The 18,348-nt window shown below is 41.6% G+C and carries 15 protein-coding genes, 2 tRNA genes and 1 riboswitch; of the genes, 4 read left to right on the top strand and 13 right to left on the bottom strand.

From position 1 onward, the window contains the following. Positions 1-4 precede the first annotated feature (4 nt). The 9 genes from DWW23_RS06900 to DWW23_RS06860 form a co-directional block, all read right to left on the bottom strand. Complete coding sequence (locus DWW23_RS06900; RefSeq protein ID WP_122352539.1) at positions 5-1,945, bottom strand: TonB-dependent siderophore receptor; 1,941 nt, start codon at positions 1,943-1,945, stop codon at positions 5-7. Further along, on the bottom strand, positions 1,942-3,021 hold the full coding sequence (locus tag DWW23_RS06895) for a YncE family protein (RefSeq protein ID WP_147382598.1): 1,080 nt from the start codon (positions 3,019-3,021) through the stop codon (positions 1,942-1,944). The genes DWW23_RS06900 and DWW23_RS06895 overlap by 4 nt, the downstream gene beginning before the upstream one ends. Before the next feature lie 53 nt (positions 3,022-3,074). Beyond that, positions 3,075-4,394 carry a DUF5074 domain-containing protein gene (locus DWW23_RS06890; RefSeq protein WP_122352537.1) on the bottom strand — a complete coding sequence of 440 codons (1,320 nt, stop codon included), beginning with the start codon at positions 4,392-4,394 and terminating at the stop codon, positions 3,075-3,077. 146 nt (positions 4,395-4,540) lie between these two features. After that, a riboswitch (cobalamin riboswitch) is annotated at positions 4,541-4,723 on the bottom strand. 200 nt (positions 4,724-4,923) lie between these two features. Then, the gene (locus tag DWW23_RS06885) at positions 4,924-5,430 is read right to left on the bottom strand and encodes an outer membrane beta-barrel protein (protein ID WP_122352536.1); all 507 of its coding nucleotides are present in this window, start codon (positions 5,428-5,430) and stop codon (positions 4,924-4,926) included. 39 nt (positions 5,431-5,469) lie between these two features. After that, positions 5,470-7,110, bottom strand: a complete 1,641-nt coding sequence (locus DWW23_RS06880; protein ID WP_122352616.1) for a dipeptidase — start codon at positions 7,108-7,110, stop codon at positions 5,470-5,472. 10 nt (positions 7,111-7,120) lie between these two features. Then, a complete protein-coding gene (gene nhaD, locus DWW23_RS06875) occupies positions 7,121-8,530 on the bottom strand; it encodes a sodium:proton antiporter NhaD (protein ID WP_122352535.1) in 1,410 nt (469 codons plus the stop codon). 102 nt (positions 8,531-8,632) lie between these two features. Next, positions 8,633-9,469: a deoxyribonuclease IV gene (nfo, locus tag DWW23_RS06870; RefSeq protein WP_122352534.1), complete on the bottom strand. Its 837-nt coding sequence runs from the start codon at positions 9,467-9,469 to the stop codon at positions 8,633-8,635. A gap of 37 nt (positions 9,470-9,506) precedes the next feature. Beyond that, positions 9,507-9,983 carry a PaaI family thioesterase gene (locus DWW23_RS06865; protein WP_122352533.1) on the bottom strand — a complete coding sequence of 159 codons (477 nt, stop codon included), beginning with the start codon at positions 9,981-9,983 and terminating at the stop codon, positions 9,507-9,509. A 173-nt stretch (positions 9,984-10,156) separates the two neighbouring features. Continuing rightward, positions 10,157-10,696, bottom strand: a complete 540-nt coding sequence (locus tag DWW23_RS06860) for a pyruvoyl-dependent arginine decarboxylase (RefSeq protein ID WP_122352532.1) — start codon at positions 10,694-10,696, stop codon at positions 10,157-10,159. A gap of 293 nt (positions 10,697-10,989) precedes the next feature. On the opposite strand from DWW23_RS06860, the gene DWW23_RS06855 reads away from it, so the two are divergent. Beyond that, the gene (locus tag DWW23_RS06855; protein WP_122352531.1) at positions 10,990-11,652 is read left to right on the top strand and encodes a superoxide dismutase; all 663 of its coding nucleotides are present in this window, start codon (positions 10,990-10,992) and stop codon (positions 11,650-11,652) included. 86 nt (positions 11,653-11,738) lie between these two features. Here DWW23_RS06855 and DWW23_RS06850 read toward each other — a convergent pair whose 3' ends face one another. After that, positions 11,739-13,541, bottom strand: a complete 1,803-nt coding sequence (locus DWW23_RS06850; RefSeq protein ID WP_122352530.1) for a TlpA disulfide reductase family protein — start codon at positions 13,539-13,541, stop codon at positions 11,739-11,741. A gap of 394 nt (positions 13,542-13,935) precedes the next feature. Between DWW23_RS06850 and trxA the strand changes: the two genes are divergently transcribed. Continuing rightward, positions 13,936-14,298, top strand: a complete 363-nt coding sequence (gene trxA / locus DWW23_RS06845) for a thioredoxin (RefSeq protein WP_122352529.1) — start codon at positions 13,936-13,938, stop codon at positions 14,296-14,298. A 94-nt stretch (positions 14,299-14,392) separates the two neighbouring features. Here the strand turns inward: trxA and DWW23_RS06840 are convergent, their stop codons facing one another. Continuing rightward, the gene (locus DWW23_RS06840; protein WP_122352528.1) at positions 14,393-15,799 is read right to left on the bottom strand and encodes a Gfo/Idh/MocA family protein; all 1,407 of its coding nucleotides are present in this window, start codon (positions 15,797-15,799) and stop codon (positions 14,393-14,395) included. 229 nt (positions 15,800-16,028) lie between these two features. Here DWW23_RS06840 and DWW23_RS06835 point away from each other — a divergent pair. Beyond that, a tRNA-Thr gene (locus tag DWW23_RS06835) sits at positions 16,029-16,102 on the top strand. Positions 16,103-16,197: 95 nt separating this feature from the next. Further along, positions 16,198-16,280 (top strand) — tRNA-Tyr (locus tag DWW23_RS06830). Positions 16,281-16,539: 259 nt separating this feature from the next. On the opposite strand, the gene DWW23_RS06825 is transcribed toward DWW23_RS06830, so the two are convergent. Further along, entirely contained in the window at positions 16,540-16,785 is a 246-nt protein-coding gene (locus DWW23_RS06825; protein WP_122352527.1) for an RNA-binding protein, read from the bottom strand. Positions 16,786-17,317: 532 nt separating this feature from the next. Then, positions 17,318-18,316 (bottom strand): glycoside hydrolase family 130 protein, encoded by a 999-nt coding sequence (locus DWW23_RS06820; RefSeq protein ID WP_122352526.1) that lies wholly within the window; start codon positions 18,314-18,316, stop codon positions 17,318-17,320. Between the last annotated feature and the right edge of the window lie 32 nt (positions 18,317-18,348).

Genomic DNA, 18,348 nt, shown 5'->3' with positions numbered 1-18,348 from the left:
ATTGTTAGAAGTAAAACATCATCGAACCGAAAAAGCGCCGGAGGGGCATAGGGTAGAATTCAGTACTTTCATAATAGGCATTGAAAATATTGTTTACCCTCAACTTAAACTCCGCTTTATAACGACTCTTCGGGAAATGAAACATATATCCGGCTTCCGCATCGTGGATCGTAAAAGCAACCGTACTGTATTCCTCATCGGTCGATGTATATCGCTTATCCGTAAAAGCAACTCCATACTTAAAGGAAAAGTCTTTTACCTGCAATAAATAATGCAGGTTCCATTTATGCAAAGGGATATAAGGCAATTGTTTATCTACCGTTGCATCTTTATCCGACGAACGAGTTTTATTGATAGCAGGACTATATCCGTAATTTGCAATCACCCGGTGAGAGAATACTCCGGTCTTCAACCCTACCTCTCCCATAATTTCCGCGCCATGAGAAAAAACCTTTTGTATATTTTTGGGGCTCCACAGATAGGTCTGTTGTGTCGGAAGCCATACAATCCAGTCCTTCACCGTCATCAGATAGTAACTGGCATCCAATTTAAAAGAAAAATTACCTAACGTCTTATTCAGACTGACAGTGGCATCATAAGCAAATCCTTTTTCCGGATTCAAATCAGGATTACCACCGGGCACCCAATAGAGATCATTCAATGTCGGATAATGATAGTTGTAAGCAACACTCCCTTTCACATCCAACAAATCCCGAATCAAAGCATAACTGGCACCGGCAGAAAAAGTCGGCATGAAAAGATGATCGTTTTGTTCACCCATCAATTGCAGGTTCAGAGTAGTACGCTCTTTCGGCCTCCAAACCAGATTAGTAGTCAACGTCACCGTATTTCTTTTGATCGGATCGTCATAGTTATTGGTATGTACCCAGTCATAGCGGTAATTCAGGCTGCCGCCCAGTTCGAGATTCTCCCTGAAATGATAGGTATAATCGGTTTTAACGATCAGGCTATTCGATTTATTGTCACTGTCTGTACCACGATAATCACCGTCAAAACGCTGCGTATAATGGAGATCATCACGCAAATAAGCCAGGTTGGCCTTAAAATTATGTTTTCCTTCCACCAACTGATAACCGGCATTCAGACGCACATTTTGTGTCACCTGCAGTTCATGTTGTTTCTTATTCACAAGTATCGGTTGAGGTAATTGGTTCCGATTATACATATACCATCCGGCCAATGACAGTTGCTGTGAATCCCCCAGTTTATAATATAACTCTTGCATCAGGCCACCCTGCCAATATTTGGCTTCTTTCCGGCGTTCATAAAACGGGTCTTTTTGCAACACTTTATTTAGATATTTAAAGTCGTTATCCGATTGCTGGTAATAAAGCCGTGTATTGGATAGCAGACGGGGAGTAACATGCCTGTAAGCCAATCCGCCGGTATAGGTATCATTTGCCCCGTATTCCAGCAAAGCACGAAAACGGTTTGTTTCTTTATTCCAGTCCGGCCGGGTATTCATATTAATACTGCCGCCGAATGCACCTGTCCCGTTTTTCAGATACGTATTACCATGAAATAACGTTACCTCGTCGGTAAAAAAGTTCGGGAACTGGGAGAAGTCAAAACTCCCTCCCATAATCGGATTGATCGTAATCCCGTTCCAGTTAACCTGGGTATGACTGGAGGATGTTCCACGAAAAGAGGAGGTCGATAAACCGCCCTGTCCCAGACTTTTGATATAGACAAGGCTGTTTTCGGAAAGGAGTTCACCCAATGTTTGTGTCTTGCTGCTTTCCAATAGTACAGATTGAATATCGGAACGACGGCTTCCTATATTGTTATCCCGTTGCCGCCTTTCGGCAGAAACCGTTACATTCCGTATCTGGATAACAGTATCGGTAATAGATGTTTGTGCCTTTCCTTCAACCAGGGAAAAGAGCAAAAGACAGAAAACAAAGGATGAAATTCTTATATTCATTTGAATAATATATATTGCGGAATAATACCTACCTGATATTCATTCAGACGTTTTCCGCTTAGATCGAATTCATAAACCCAGCCACGCTGGCGGTAATCCAGGGCATCACAGATAAAGATCGTTTCTTCGGGCGAGACTACCATATTATACAACAGTTCGACTTTATCGCTATAAACGAAAAGCGGCTCTGCCGGTAATTGTTCTCCATCGATAGGGAAAGAATAAATTCCTTCCTTATTATCATGGATCACATTCAGATATAACTTATCTTTTGCCTGATTAATGTCCAAACGGGCACCGAACTTACTCACCGTATAATCCGATGGGAATTTTACGGTCTTCACTGTCTCCAGGGTAGTCGGATCGATGCCGTTCAAAGAGGTTACCGTCCGGGGAATGATACTTTCGGGATCGTCATCAAATCCGCAAGCAAGTGCCCAGATCAGGCCATTCTTATCTTTCAAGAGTTTGGAATCGCCCACCACAGGTATATCCAGTTCTTTGATCACTTTCAGGGAAGATAATGAAATAACCGCTATTTTCTTTGCTGCCAACGTAACGAACAGTTTTCCATCGGCAACAGCCATCTGCTTCGTTGAATAGGTAGATACTGGTATTTCCTGTAAAACCTTATACTCTTTCGTGTCGATTATCCACAAAAAGGCATTCCACAGATCGGAAACAACAGCCCGGTGATCGTCGATCTGCATAACGTATTGCGGACTTATCGTTCGCTCAGGATACAGGATGGTTGCTACAGATTTATAATCCGATTCATTTACAACTTCAATCTTTTCAGAGTTGTTCAGTGTAATAAATATCTTTCCATCGATGATAGAAAACGATTGCGCGACATCTCCCAGCGGACGGTTATTTGCATTTCTGAAAATATCAGTCTGCACAGTACCATCCTCCATGATAGCATTCAAAGAGGCCGTTCCTTTCGTAAAGTTTCCCTCACAAGCCACATAAGCCCTCACCTTTAAATCAGGATCAGGCCCATCGGGAATATCGTCATTGTCTGAACAACTAACAAAAAGCATACTCATGAATGCAACAGCAAGTATTGCATTCATGAGTATATTCCCTACATATTTCATCTGTTTATACATATAGAGAAACGATGTTACTATTCAAAATCATAGGTAAAGAAAATACCGGCCGGAAAACGGGTATGCCCTATATAATTTGCACTCAGTTTCGGTTCACTACCACTGAAATCAAAGAAACTAATGTTATTAGTTTCATCATAATTTTTATAATCACCAATTGTATTTAATACAACTTCACCAGAAACAGGATTTACAGCCAAATTATTATATACATAATTGGTATTATCCACCATAGTAGATGCATCTACCATAAAGTCTGTTTGATTTTTACTGAAAACATGACGATAGATTTTTGTTGTTCCTCCACTAAAATACAAGGTATCACCTTTAGCACTAATAGCAGGAGTAGACAGATAACTAATGCTAGAGAAAGGCTCTACTTCATTTTCTTGCATAACAGAATAATCTTTTGCATTAATCTTCATGATCTTTTTTCCACTTGATACCCACAAATTACCATCAGATGCTTTGATCAGTCCGGAAATAGCATCATCAAATTCTATCGTATGAGAAATAGTATCTTTTCCAGTTTCTATTGTTACAATCGTTTTCGAATTTGTCGAAGCAAAAACTTTATTATCAGCTACGGCCATTCTATTTTTCCGAGCACCTTCAGTTCCTTTTATAAATGTTACAGTTTTACTAGACGGATTAAACAAAGAAACTCCATTATTATCACGAAGGTATATATCATTTTCTCCCAATACTGCAATATGAGTAGGCCATGATAGAGTTGTTTTTAACTCATCTTGATAACCAACCTCTTTCTTCAAGGTTTCAGCATTGGCGATAACTAAAAAGCCATCCCCACCCCCATTTTGGGAAACTATATACATCTTATTGTTAGCGATAAACAAATCCTGTGAAACACCTCCCAAGAAAGAACCATTTGCCTTATAATAAATACTATCAGTTATCCCCCCCTTCGGACTGATAAATATTAATGTACCATTGCTACTGCTTCCTTCATTCAACACAAACGTACCATATTTATACTTTCCATACACCTCTACAGATGTTGTTGCCGAATGTTCCCCATCCGCATTTTTAGCAGTCAGGGCAATTTCAAATTTACCCATTTCTTCGGAAGTAAACTTCAAGATAGAATCAGTAGAAGCTTCTTTGCCGTTTACTGACCATTGGAAAGAACTTTCAATCGGACTTTCGATATTAGCTTTAAAATAAAGTGTATCTTCCTGGGCTACAGAAAGCGTTCCACTTGTATTCTCGATAGATACAACAGGAGGAATTGGAGTATATTTTTCATCATCATCACTACATGAGGCAACAAGGCCTGCAAACACAAAAAGGGAAAAATAAATCAAATTTTTCTTCATGATTGTTTTACTTAATGTTATTACTAGAATCATTTATATAGACACATTAAGTAGCTTAAGGTAAAAACACAAGAAGGGAAGAAATAATAAAAATAAGCAGAAAAGTCCTACCTATTCTATTGTTCTTCAGCTCTAATCCTCGAAAGCCTTAAACTACATTTTGGAGTAGGTTTTCTGACTTGCTTCCGGTTTTAAGCGCCTTCCCAACTTTATCGATCAAAGTCAGTGGCATGTATGCTTAACCGTTCTTGAAGCTTACAGCAGCGGGTCTGTTCAGGACTTTCACCTGATTCCCTATTCCCAAAAGGATTGCAAAAATAACAATAAACAAGAAGCGAACAAAATAATGCATATAAAAGAAACATAGGTCTTTTGACTTCAAAGCATATATGTTTTGTAATCAAAAGATAGGAGTTTTGAATTCAAAAGACCTATGTTTTGCAAAACAAAGAAGCAGCAACGAAAAAGGCCTCCCGGATGAAATAATCTTCCACCGGGAGGCCTTTCTATTTATAAAGTTATCTGTTTATCAGAAATTATATCCGACACGAACACCTAAAATAGGCTGATCGAAATCTTTAATGATATTGTATTTGAATTCCAAACCGACAGTTAACTGGTCTGTTGCATAAACTTCACCACCTAAACCGATATTAGCTCCGAAGCGGGTAGTATTTGCACTAGCTTTCACATGATTTCCATTCCAATCGCCACTTACACTAGCCTTCCAGAAAGAAAGGTCAAGACCTGCCAACGGATAGAACCCGAACATATCGCTCAGTTTGAATACATAATGGACATTCATATCGATAGCCCAGGCACTCAAACCATTATCCTTCACAAAATAAGTCAATGAAGGAGCCAGACGAACTTCGTCAGTCAAATTATAACGATAATCGAGCCCTAGCAGCGCATTACCGTTATCATTAAACCCATAACCAATATTAAAACCAAAAGACGATTGTCCTTGCTGAGTCTGTGCAAATGCACTCATGCTGATAATCGCCAGCATACACATAACAATTAATTTTTTCATACTCTCAATTAATTTAGTTCAACATTGCAACAAATATAATCATTTTACTTTAAGTCTGTCGCCTGCACTCTTCACAATACTACGATAATAATCTTCATCATAGCCTGGGAAGTCCGGATATTCAGACAATCCGTAACCATTTTGTTTGAACTGGCCGTTTTCTTCTTTCTTAACGTTTCCGTCCATATATTTTACTAAAAGATACTCACCGAGTTTCTTCCAGCGGGCAGTTGCCTGATCGGCCGTTGTCGTACTGAACCAGGTCAGGAACCTGACAGCTTCTGCCGGATTCTTTGCATACAACTCGGATGCAGCCTTGTCGATGGCCGGAATGGCTTCCTTATAGCTGTTTTCCAACTCCTGCTGAACCGGACGGATATCCCGGATCATAAAGCTGTATTTACCGTATGCCTGGTTAGCCACCCAGTTATGGATCCAGAAAGCGGAAGTCCAAGAGAAATTCATGATATCGCCGTTCCCCACCCGGTAACATTCGGGAGATTCGGTGATGGAGCAATATAACGGAGTAAATACAGCCATGTCTGCATCATCCACACCAAACCAAAGGATACCGCCGATAGCATCCGGCAACCAGTTACGCATCTGCGGAACGATCACAAAACCGGTCTGCTGCGTAGCTATAGCACGTTCGTTCGTATATTCTTCACCATCCACTTTAAATGTCATCGGACGCCAGCGGTAGGGCACTTTATAAGAACCTGCTCCGGCATCTTTCGTCATATCCAGGTCTGTCCCTTCAAAATGATCGCGCATACCGTTCTGAACATCCTGAACGGACAACAGACGATTCGGTTTTACATACAATGGCATCGGTTCTTTAGAAGGATCGCCTTTGATAAGATCCGCATATTTATCCATCGTAGTATCATACTTACGGAAGAAAGACCATACGCGAGCTTCACAACCTCTCAAGCCACTGAAGTCGTAAGGACAATATGCCTTCTGGAAACTGAAATCCTTATCTTTTCCGCTGAAATAACCTTTTTCACGGGCGAAAGAGACTACATCGGGCGAATATATACAGTTTTCTTTATCATCAAAAGGAATCTGCTGGATACGTGACTGATTGGCATGTGCAGAGATGCAATCATCCGGAATACGGATCGCTACCCAGACTGCCCCTTTGTTACCCGGACCTTTTCCGATCAGTTCCATTACCCACGCTTCGTTCTTGTCAGCGATGGAGAATGTCTCGCCGCTGCTGTAATAGCCGTGTTCCTTCACCAGGTCGGTCATAACCTTGATCGCTTCGCGAGCCGATTTGGAACGTTGCAATGCGATATAGATCAGGCTTCCGTAATCCATAATACCTGTCGTATCCACCAACTCGGGACGGCCGCCGAATGTACTTTCCGTGATAGCCACCTGATGTTCGTTCATATTGCCGACTACCGAATAAGTCTGTTCCACCTGCGGGATCTGCCCCAGCGGTTTATTTGTATCCCATTCCCTGACTTCCAGCATCGCCCCTTTTGGCCAGGTTGCTGCCGGCCAACGATACAACTCGCCATACAAAGTATGCGAGTCTGCTGCATAACTGATCATGACCGATCCGTCGACCGATGCTTTCTTTCCAACCAGCAAACCCGTACAAGCCATTGCCTCCATCCCGGAAAGCAAAACGGCACAGGCTGCTGCGATAATCCATTTTCTTTTCATATAAATAAGTTTAAGCGAATAATAGCATATATACTGCCGCACCGCAAATATAACCAATCAATGCCAATATAGAAAATCGCTTTGTATAGTACATGAAATCAATCTTCTCCAATCCCATCACCGTTACACCTGTTGCCGAACCGATAATCAGGATGCTACCGCCTGTTACGGCACAATAAGCAAGGAACGTCCAGAATCCGCCGTCGGAAACAAAGAACTGGGCATAAGGAGCCAGATCGGGAGCCTGCTGTACGATCGGGTACATTCCCATCGTGGCAGCCACCAAAGCCACGTTATCCACACAAGAAGATAAAACTCCGATCACGAAACTGATCAGATAAGGTTCATGTACATGCTGGTCGAGATAGGCAGACATGATTCCCAACTGTCCCGATGTTTCCAGTGCACCTACAGCCATCAGGATACCCAGGAAGAAAAAGATCGTTGCCAGGTCGATATTAGGCAACAACTGTGTGATACGCAACTTTTCCGATTCATGGACATGCAAACGGCTGTACATAATGTCGGTATATATCCAGAGAACGACCAATCCGAGCAATACGCCCAGGAACGGCGGCAGGTTTGTCAACATCTGAAATACAGGAACCAATGCCAACGAAAGGACACCGATCACAAATATCACCCGGCGGGAATGATTCGGTATCTCCGGTATAAACTCGTCGGCTGCCTCTTCCTCACTCATGACACGCAACCGGGCATCTTTCTTGAACAGCCAGAAGTGGGCTATCGTCAGCGGAACCAGCATATTGATCAGTGCAGGAATAAATACATGGGAGATCTGATGCATAGCCGTCACATTCTTTCCCACCCAGAGCAGGATCGTCGTCACATCACCGATCGGCGACCACGAACCACCGGCATTCGCCGCAATGATCACCATACAGGCATACTTCAAGCGGTCGGTCCTGTCGGGAACCAATTTACGAAGCACCGCCATGATTACAATCGCTGCCGCCAGGTTATCCAGTAAGGCAGAGAAAAAGAAAGCGGCAAAACTGATGTACCATAATAATTTTCTTTTGTTGGAAGTCCGAATATATCCCGTAACGGCCCTGAAACCACCATGTTTATCGACAATATCGACGATCAGCATGGAACACATTACAAAGAATAATGTCTCCGCTACGTTTCCCAGATGGTAAACGATGGAACGGTTGGTGATAAAGTTAATGAACTGATCTTTAGCCGACAGGTTTGTCATTTCAGGATTCTGTACCAGAAACTCCTCGAACAAAGGGTTAGAACGTTCGATAAAAATGTTGTAAGCATCGAACATCAATATCATCCATAAGGAAATGGCCATAAAAAGAGCTATTGCCGCTTTGTTGATCTTAATCTTATCTTCAAGCGCAATACCCAGGATGCCCAAAACAAAAATAATTGGCATTAATATAAACATACGTGTATTTTATTTAGTCTGCCCTTTCATCAAAGGGGCTTATTAATATATGGAAAAAGAGGAGGCTTGCTCAAGTGCCCCTTCTCCCGGTTCATTCTCTACTTATAAAATGTACAGATAGCTGATCTCCTCCGCCCAGATCGATTCGTCCGGCGTCTCCAATATCAGAGGTATATCGTCAAAACGGGTATCCTTCATCAACATCTGAAAAGTCGTCATTCCCATCACGCCTTTCCCGATACTGTCATGCCTGTCTACACGGGTTGCCAGGTCTTTCTTGGAATCGTTGATATGCATTCCACGCAGGTACGAAAAACCGATCACTTCATCGAAATGGCGGAATGTCTCCGTAAAGCCCTGTTCCGTTTTGATATCATAACCGGCAGCCAGCGTATGGGCGGTATCGATACAAACACCTACACGGGATTTGTCGTCCACCCGGTCGATGATAGCCGCGATTTGCTCGAAAGTATATCCCAGATTCGTACCCTGTCCGGCCGTATTCTCTATAACGGCACATACTCCCACAGTCTGCTCCAGTGTCCGATTGATCGATTCGGCAATACGTGCCAGGCAATCGTCTACCGAAATTTCATTCAGATGGCTTCCCGGATGAAAGTTCAGCCGGTCCAGTCCCAGTTGTTCGCAACGCTGCATTTCATCCAGAAAGGCATCGCGTGACTTTTGCAGGCCGTCCGGGTCCGGATGTCCCAGATTGATCAGATAACTGTCGTGAGGTAAAATATGTTTGGCTTCGTAGCCGAATTCCTCACAACGTTCTTTAAATAAGGAGATACTTTTCTTCGTCAACGGAGAAGATTTCCATTGACGTTGGTTTCGGGTAAAAAGGGCAAAAGCTTTCGCCCCGATGGCATTAGCGTTTAGCGGAGCATTCTCAACCCCACCCGACGCGCTTACATGAGCTCCAATGTACTTCATTTGTTAATCGTTTACTTTATTCTTTTCGTCCAGTGTTTTATTTTTCATCTTCGGTTTTACAACCGCAAAAATGAAACTTCTCCGTTGCCTGTTCTTTAGTGACAACAAAATATATAATGTCCGCGCGTGAACAAAGTTCGTTCTGCGAATTGTATATCTCCGTCTCTATGAATATGGCATTCCGTTTCTGCTCTTTGATACGCCCCCGTATCATCAAGCGCGGTTCGCGTGTCGAGATACTTTTCAGGAAACGGGCATCCAGCCGTGAAGTCACGCCCGATGTCTGTAATTTCCTCAATACTACCCAACCGGCCAGTTCATCCATCATTGTCGTCTGGATTCCCCCGTGCAATGTCTCCAACCATCCCTGGTAATGGCTTTCCGGTTCCCAGAAAGCAACGATGTCATCGCCATCCTCGTAAAACTCCATGTGCAGTCCTTGCGGATTTCCGGGTGCACACCCGAAACACATATAGCCCTCCAGCCCCTTCCAGGGATTAATAATCTTTTTCATACAACAACAGCTTTAAACGGATTGTTTCTTAAATAAAAAGAATTTTATGACCTAAGTCGCTTACAAATATAACAAACTTATGCCGTTTTTTCCCGTAAGGACAAAAAAACAGAGATAAGAACCTGCGCCTTACCTCTGTTTTCCATACTGATTATCGGGTATATTATCTTTCTTTAGTCCTCGATCTCAGGCATTAAGAAATCCACGAAACACAGAGCAGCCAAAGCTGTACCGTATCTCTTTTCGATGGTAATACCTTCGGTAATAAAGTTCAGTTCACCCAGATAATACTTACCGTAAGTTTTCTGGTGCAGGTCGTTGATTACACGAATCAGACGTGACTCCAACTCCTCGATACGATAACGGCCGCTAACCTCACATACCAGGGCTCCAACCTTCTCATCGAAGTTTTCGTCCTTGTACATCCAGGCGTAAACCACACCGGCAGATACAAACTCATCCTGATAACCATGCGAAACCGCCATAATGGTTTTCAATTCAGTGCCAAATGGAGGAAGATCAATTTCATCCATGGTTGCAAGATGCGCTGTTGCAGGGATTACAGACGAATAAGTCATAATGTTAAAGTCTGAAATACCAGCATCATAAAGAGCCATGTGATAAGAACCTGCATGTTTTTCCAGGTCTGAATCACCACTACCCTTTGTAATAAAAAAGGTGTTTGGAATTAAATTCCCAACTTTCTTTACCATCTACAAATATGTGTTACTTAATTAATAATATGAGGGCACAAAAATAGAAACTTCTTTGGGATTTTGCTCTCTGCTAACGATAAAAAAACAGCTTTTTACATATTATTATTCATTTTATTTCCAGCCCTTTTCAAAGATGTATAATAATCAAGCGTTAGAGGACCTTCGGTTAAAGGTCATAAATTTTACTTATCGTTTAATCAATAAAAGTTATCGCTTTTGCTCCGATTTCTTTGAACAAATACCAAACCATCCATGTTAGAATAGTAGAAACAAGATAAAACTTAGTAATTATGCTTACATTATGTCTTAGTTTATTATTGTTGGTAACTAATAATAGTAATAGTAGTAGTCAAATAACAGATAAAAAAGAAGAAATTATGAAATTCGAACTAATTAAATTGCCTTATGCTCCAGAAGCATTAGAACCAGTCATCAGTAAAGCAACAATTGATTTCCATCACGGAAAACATTTACAGGCTTATGTAAATAATCTGAACAACCTGATCCCGGGAACCAAATTTGAAAACGCTCCTCTGGAAAAGATCGTAGCAGAATCTGACGGTGCTATCTTTAATAATGCCGGACAGATACTCAATCATAATTTGTATTTCACCCAGTTCTCCCCGAAAGGCGGCGGCGAACCTAAAGGCAAGTTAGCAGATGCTATCAAAGCAACCTGGGGTTCATTTGAAGACTTCAAGAAAGAATTCAACGCAGCAGGAGCCGGTTTGTTCGGTTCAGGATGGGTATGGCTGGCAAAAGATAAAGACGGCAAACTTTCAATTACCAAAGAAGCTAACGGTAGCAACCCTGTTGCCAAGGGTCTGACTCCGATTTTGGGATTCGACGTATGGGAACATGCTTATTACCTGGATTACCAGAATCGTCGTCCCGATCATCTGAACGCTTTATGGCAAATCGTTGATTGGGATGCCGTTGGCGAAAGGTATTAATATTAATATGTAATTATATTTAGGCACGGGTTACCGGATTCTACGATTTAATGTTCGTAGAATCCGTGTAATTCGTGCCTAAGTGATTAAAAGAACGTCTTAAACACAGAGGCTCCTTTCCTTATTCCTTTTTCATTCAGGAACTTTTCTAATTGATAAATATCATATCCATCGTCCAAGATCTCCCCTTCCGGATTAATCAATACATAACGGGGAATTCCACTCATAGCGAATAATTCCTCCAAATAAGCATATTCGTAATCGGAAAGAAAATAGGACTCTTCCCCTTTCAGATGCTCGGCGATATATTTCCTGTAATCCTTCTCCGGAGAATTCTGAGAGGATGTGATAAAGAGATATGCAAAGTCCGGACTACCCGTATATGACTTTCTTAATTCAGAAAACTGATCGATATCCCCTCGGCAAGGTCCGCAAGTTGTGCCCCAGAAATCGAGTAATACATATTTACCTTTATGAGGAGCTATCAGACGACGGACAATCTCGCCTCCTTTTGTTTGTTGAAGCGGGTCTGACGAAGAAAACCGTTTTTGGTACTTTTCTCTCATAACCTCTTTTATCGTATTATCGGTAATAAAGGAAATACGCTCATTATACAGCGTATCGGCATCGGCCGGTGAAGCAATTCCTTTCAGTTGTCCGATAAAGTATTGCAATACAAATATATCGAATGCCAGCGACGGAGTTTGAGGATACATCTTTTTAAAAGTATCATTACATTTCTCCCAGCGCTTTGTCAGTGATTCCAGATCGTTTTCTACAGAACTTATATGAACGCTCAATACAGAATTACCGGCGTCCACATCTTTCTGTAACTTTACATTAAAGGAATCGCACCAGGCTTTGTATTTTTCTTCGAAAGGAGAATAAACCGATCTGTCCAGTTTTTCGTTGAAAGCTTTCAGGAAAGCCGGATTAGCCTTATGTGTTCCGATAAAGTAACGATGACCTTCGGCTATCTTGCGTTCTTCATCCGTTAAAGGAACATTTTTATCCAATAAGTAAGTGAGAAAAGTGTATTTAACCGTTATAATGGTGTCTTTAACCGAGTTTCCTGCGTCCATGATCGGTGGTGCAAACCGGATACTCCCTATCATGTCCCTGTATTGGGATAACGACACAGCATCTTTCTTTTCAAAAGGCATATCCTGTAAAAACGTATAATAATCCGGTGGTGTGGACTGTTGGAGTATCTGATTATCCGGCTTTGCTCTACCGAGGTGTCTGCGAAAATCAGCAAAGGATAATAGAATATATCCGTTATACAACTGTTCATGATAATGAATCAAATCGGCTATATCCTGAGATAGATTACGGGCAGTTTGCAAAGAGTCGATCGTGCGAAGCCTTTCAGCCAGGACCTTTTCCCTCTTGATTTTAAAATCGTTGGGAGAAAGACGTTCCATATCGGATTGCATTCCTGAAAAGTCATTGGAATAATGTGTTCTCCTGAATCCATAATAAAAATTCAGTTCTTTGGATATATCCGCACCGTCCCCTTTATATTCGCAACTATCGGGGTAGTCCGGATTCAGGGTGAGATGCAACTTTCCCTTAGGCAATGCATAAAGGGTATAATAGCGTGAACCGACATTCAAATTCATTTCCTGTGAGTGACCGAGCGGAATCGAGGCCTGGAAATACCCTCCCGGAGCTACTTCTGTTACTTTTACCAGAGGTTTACCTGTAAATAATTCTTCATAGTAGATTTTCCCTATCAGAGGTTCTGCCGCCGGTTTATATCCCTCAATATGACCGGTAAGCAGAAAGTCATCAGAATTGATTTCCGTATTGTTTTTTACAGAAGATGTACACCCCAGCAAGGCACAAGAGCAAACAAGTAGAAATACCTGTTTCATATTTTTTTCCATAAGTATTATATTTTGTCCTATCAATGCTTGTATCAACGTCAATCAGGAAAGATATCAATCTGTTATTACAAAACAAATTATCTGAGATAATTACCAAAAACAATGTGTAGCTTTCCTATGGAACGTAAAGCTAGCAAATCTATCAATGGGTTGATACGAGTTTTCATTATTTAACAGAGAAATTGTAAAACATGGGGTTCGGGAATTTTACCTTTTAAAAAGAACATGACTCTGCAACATATCCTATATAGCTTCCTTCTGCGTTATATCGCTACAGAAGGACAAAATGTCAATTATTAAGGAAAAACAGCCAATAATTACAAGAATAACAGGTAGTAACTTTGTTATGTAAATAGAGATATGAATAGTAACTAAATAACAAGGAGTTATAATTATGAAAATTAACGAATTAACAAAACAGGATTTTTTAAGTAAAGTAGCTAACTACGAAGCAAGTCCCGATAAATGGATATATGAAGGCGATAAGCCTTGTATCGTAGATTTCTTCGCGACTTGGTGTGGCCCTTGCAAGATGATCGCTCCTATCCTGGAAGAATTGGCAGACGAATATACCGGACAAATTGATATATATAAAGTAGATACTGAAAAAGAAGAAGAACTGGCTGCCGCTTTCGGTATCCGGAGCATTCCTTCCCTCCTGTTCTGCCCGATGGGCGAGCAACCGCAAATGGCAAGAGGTGCGATGAGTAAGGCCGACTTCAAGAAAGCAATCGACGAAGTTCTATTAAAGAAATAAAGTAAGCAACGCAATTATCTTACTGAAGGAACTCCAGAAAGTGCAGGCAGACAGAAATGACCGCCGGCTTTCAGGAGTTTTTTATTTTTACAATTTATCCGTGTAATATCTCTTTCATGTCAATAACAGGCCATGGCTTATAATCGCGCCAGGCACCACGTGTAAAGTCAGGAACAGCCACCGAACAGCTCTTATTCAATACGGAGCGCTCGCTCAACTCGACGATACACGACCAGGCTGCCGCATCATATACACTCTGATCCAGCGGATAACCGTTACGCAGACAGTAGATCAGGCGCCAGTCCATGATAAAGTCCATACCACCATGTCCTCCTACCTTCTTCGCCCGTTCGCCGATATATTTGCTTAACGGGTGTTCATATTCTGCCATCACGTCTTTTTGCGGACCTTCTTGCAGGAATGAATGTGTATCAGGTTGGATAGCCACCTTCTGTTCAGGATACTTGACAGCCATACCTTTGGTACCCTGTACCAGATGGATGCGGGAATAAGGGCGCGGAGAAGTCGTGTCGTGCTGGATCATAATGGATTTACCGTTCACGGTATGAATGATCGTGGTATTCATATCGCCCATTGCATAACGTTCTGAAAGGGTGATACGTTCGTCGTCCGTCAGGTTTTCTTTTGCCCAAAGTGCAAGACCGAACTGGTTGGTGGAAACAGACGAAAGATAATCCATACGGTCCCCCTGGTTAATTCCCAGTATCTGGGCTACCGGGCCAAGTCCATGTGTAGGATACGGATTGCCTGTATGGTACTTGCTATATTCCAGGCGCCAGTGTTTATAATAACCTTTAAATTTCGAACTTCTCAGATCATGGATATAAGCGCCTTCGGTGTGGATAATCTCTCCCAGCAATCCCTGGCGTGCCATATTCAGTGTTGCCAGTTCAAAGAAATCATAACAACAATTTTCCAGCATCATGCAATGAAGCTGGGTTTCTTCTGCCTTATCAACCAATGCCCAGCAATCTTTTACCGTGAGTGCAGCAGGGACTTCGATAGCTACATGTTTTCCATGATCCATGGCGTAAAGGGCAATCGGTACATGTAATTCCCAGGGAGTAGCATTATAGATCAGGTCGATGTCATCGCGTTCGCACATCTTTTTCCAGTCTTCTTCGCCTGTATAAGCAATGGCTTCTTTCCGTTTGCTGTTGTTAAGGGTTTTCTGGCTGTTGGCAACTCGTTCCGGATCCAGATCACAGATAGCAACGATCTCCGCGCCTTCAATCTGTGCCAACCGCTTTACGGCTCCGGCTCCCCTACCCAGGCCAACAACACCGACACGAACGGTGCTCAATGGTTTGCAACGTAATCCTAAAACGGATTTCCCTTTTGCAGGGGGAGATAAATCCTCCATGGGAGAAAAAGAAGGGGCAACAGCCGGTGTCGAAGCAGCATTCATGTCTTTACCTACAACGATAGCCGCGCTTCCAGCCAATGATCTTCTTAGAAATTGTCTTCTGTTAATGCTCATGATAATAGATTTTAGATTAAGTGAGATTATATGAGTTGACAAAATAAGAATTAATTTTCACATCTGCTATTTTTCTAAAAAAAATATAGATTCTTTTCTTATTATTAATCAGGAAGATAGATTCGATCTTACATAGGCAATGAAAAAAAATGCGTAGAAAAATGCACTCCCCTATTGCGAGATTAGAAATAATCACTACCTTTGCACTCGCAAAACAGAAATACTGAATGCCTCTTTAGCTCAGTTGGCCAGAGCACGTGATTTGTAATCTCGGGGTCGTTGGTTCGAATCCGACAAGAGGCTCAAAAAATTAACAGTGGAAAGTTGACAATTGACAGTTAATGTCACTCTCCGATTTTAATCTGTCAATTATCAGTTATCAACTGTCAACTTTAGCGGGGCAGTTACCAGAGTGGCCAAATGGGGCTGACTGTAACTCAGCTGTCTTTCGACTTCGGTGGTTCGAATCCATCACTGCCCACAGAAACCTCAGGAATTTATTTCTGAGGTTTTTTGTTTTATATACTATCCTGTTCCGATAATCGGGATTGACAAAAGCAGGAATCCTATTTCGAGACTGCCACTTCCCAGAGTTAGAGGATATTCAATGCCAATCCGGCAGATAGTCTGAAGTCAGAATGAGAGAAGGAAAACAAAGTATGCATCACTAAAATAAAAAAGGATATCCATTACCGGATATCCTTTTTCTACTGATGTATTAATTATAATGTGTCAGTTCATTAATTCTTAGGAAGTGCTTCTTTTACCACCATTGCACGGCCTTCATATTCTGCTCCGTTCAGTTCGTTGATAGCTTTGATAGCTTCTGAACTTTCAGGCATTTCTACAAAAGCAAAACCTTTTGATCTTCTTGTGTCGCGATCTACAATAAGTTTTACAGAATCAACTGTTCCGTACTCTTCCATTACATCTCTCAAATCTGATTCCTTAACATTGTAGCTAAGGTTACCAATATACATGTTCATAAATATAAAAATAAAAAATTAATAATTTAACAATAAAACTTTAGGAAGGTCTTTATCAGAGATGGAAATACCCGGTGTTTGAAAACCGGAAAGATACATGTTAGAGTAAGATCGAAATAAATCTCTTATTGTTTCTGATGCAAAGTAACGGAAACTATTTGGATAACGAACTATACATACTGATATTTATTCCATAATAAATCTTTTTTGTAAAATAAGACCATAAATTGGCAAGGAATAGGGTGTTTTTACTTTAGAATAAATCGGTAGGCATTGCACCCTCAAGGAAGGCTTTTTGTGATTATAAACCATGAGAAAAGATACAGCAAAAACACATACAACAAAAATGATATTCAGACAAATGACAAAAACCTTACCCACTAAAATACCGATTTTAAAAAACTGGGTAGAGATTTTTGAGACTTTTGAGACTCTCCGATAAAAAAACTTCTAAGATCAAAGTGGATATACTTTAATCTTAGAAGTTTCATATAAAGACAAATTCTATTTCAATATCCCCAAAAGGATTTATTTATACAATAGAATTCTTCTTTGTAAATTCAATGATCTCACTGATATGACCAAAAGCAAGACCCGTTACCGTATCGGCACAACCATAATAGATCGCAATACGGTCCGATTCAGGATCATGCAGCGCAGCACATGGGAAAGTAACATTAGGCACATCCCCTACACATTCATAATCCTTCTGCGGAGAAAGCAGATAAGGACCTGTACGATATTTAATCTTCCAGGGCTGATCCAGATCCAGCAAAGCTGCACCGAAGCTATATACATAGCCGTTACAAGACTGCAATACCCCGTGATAGATCAGCAACCAACCTTCCGATGTTTCGATAGGAATAGGACCTGCACCGACCTTCAGGCACTGCCATGCACTCACTTCGAACGGAGCCGGAGCCATCACATGACGATGCTTTCCCCAGAAACACATATCAGGAGATTCGCTATAGAAGATATCCCCGAACGGAGTATGTCCGTTATCACTCGGACGGCTCAGCATAGCAAAGTTGCCGTTGATTTTACGCGGGAACATCACACCGTTACGGTTGAAAGGCAGATATGCATTCTCCAGCTGGTGGAATGTTTCGAAGTCGAACGTATAAGCTACGCCGATCGTCGGACCATGATAGCCGTTACACCAGGTAATATAATAACGATCTTCGATGAAACACACACGCGGATCGTAGGCATAAACGAACTTTCCGATCTCTTCGTCTTCACATTCGAACTCCAGCTTTGTTTCGGAGATATTCCAATGGATAGCATCGGCACTGAAACCTACATGCAAACGCATACGGCGGTTTGTGTCGTCACAACGGAATACACCGGCATAGCCTCCCTTGAACGGAACGACCGCACTGTTGAATACACTGTTAGATGTCGGAATGATATCACGCGGTATCACCGGATTCTTCGAATATCTCCAAAGTACTTCCTTACAATCGGCCGGGCGGTCTTCCCAAGGCATATCTGGCAACGGTTCGCCAATAATTTTCAGTTTATCCATTTCTTTTGATTTGTTTTATTTGACAATACAAA

This window comes from Parabacteroides sp. AF14-59 (assembly GCF_003479515.1).
In the GTDB taxonomy this organism is placed as follows: Bacteria; Bacteroidota; Bacteroidia; order Bacteroidales; family Tannerellaceae; genus Parabacteroides; species Parabacteroides faecis.
Note: the sequence above shows the minus strand (reverse complement) of the source record. Positions and strands in the feature narration are given on the sequence as shown.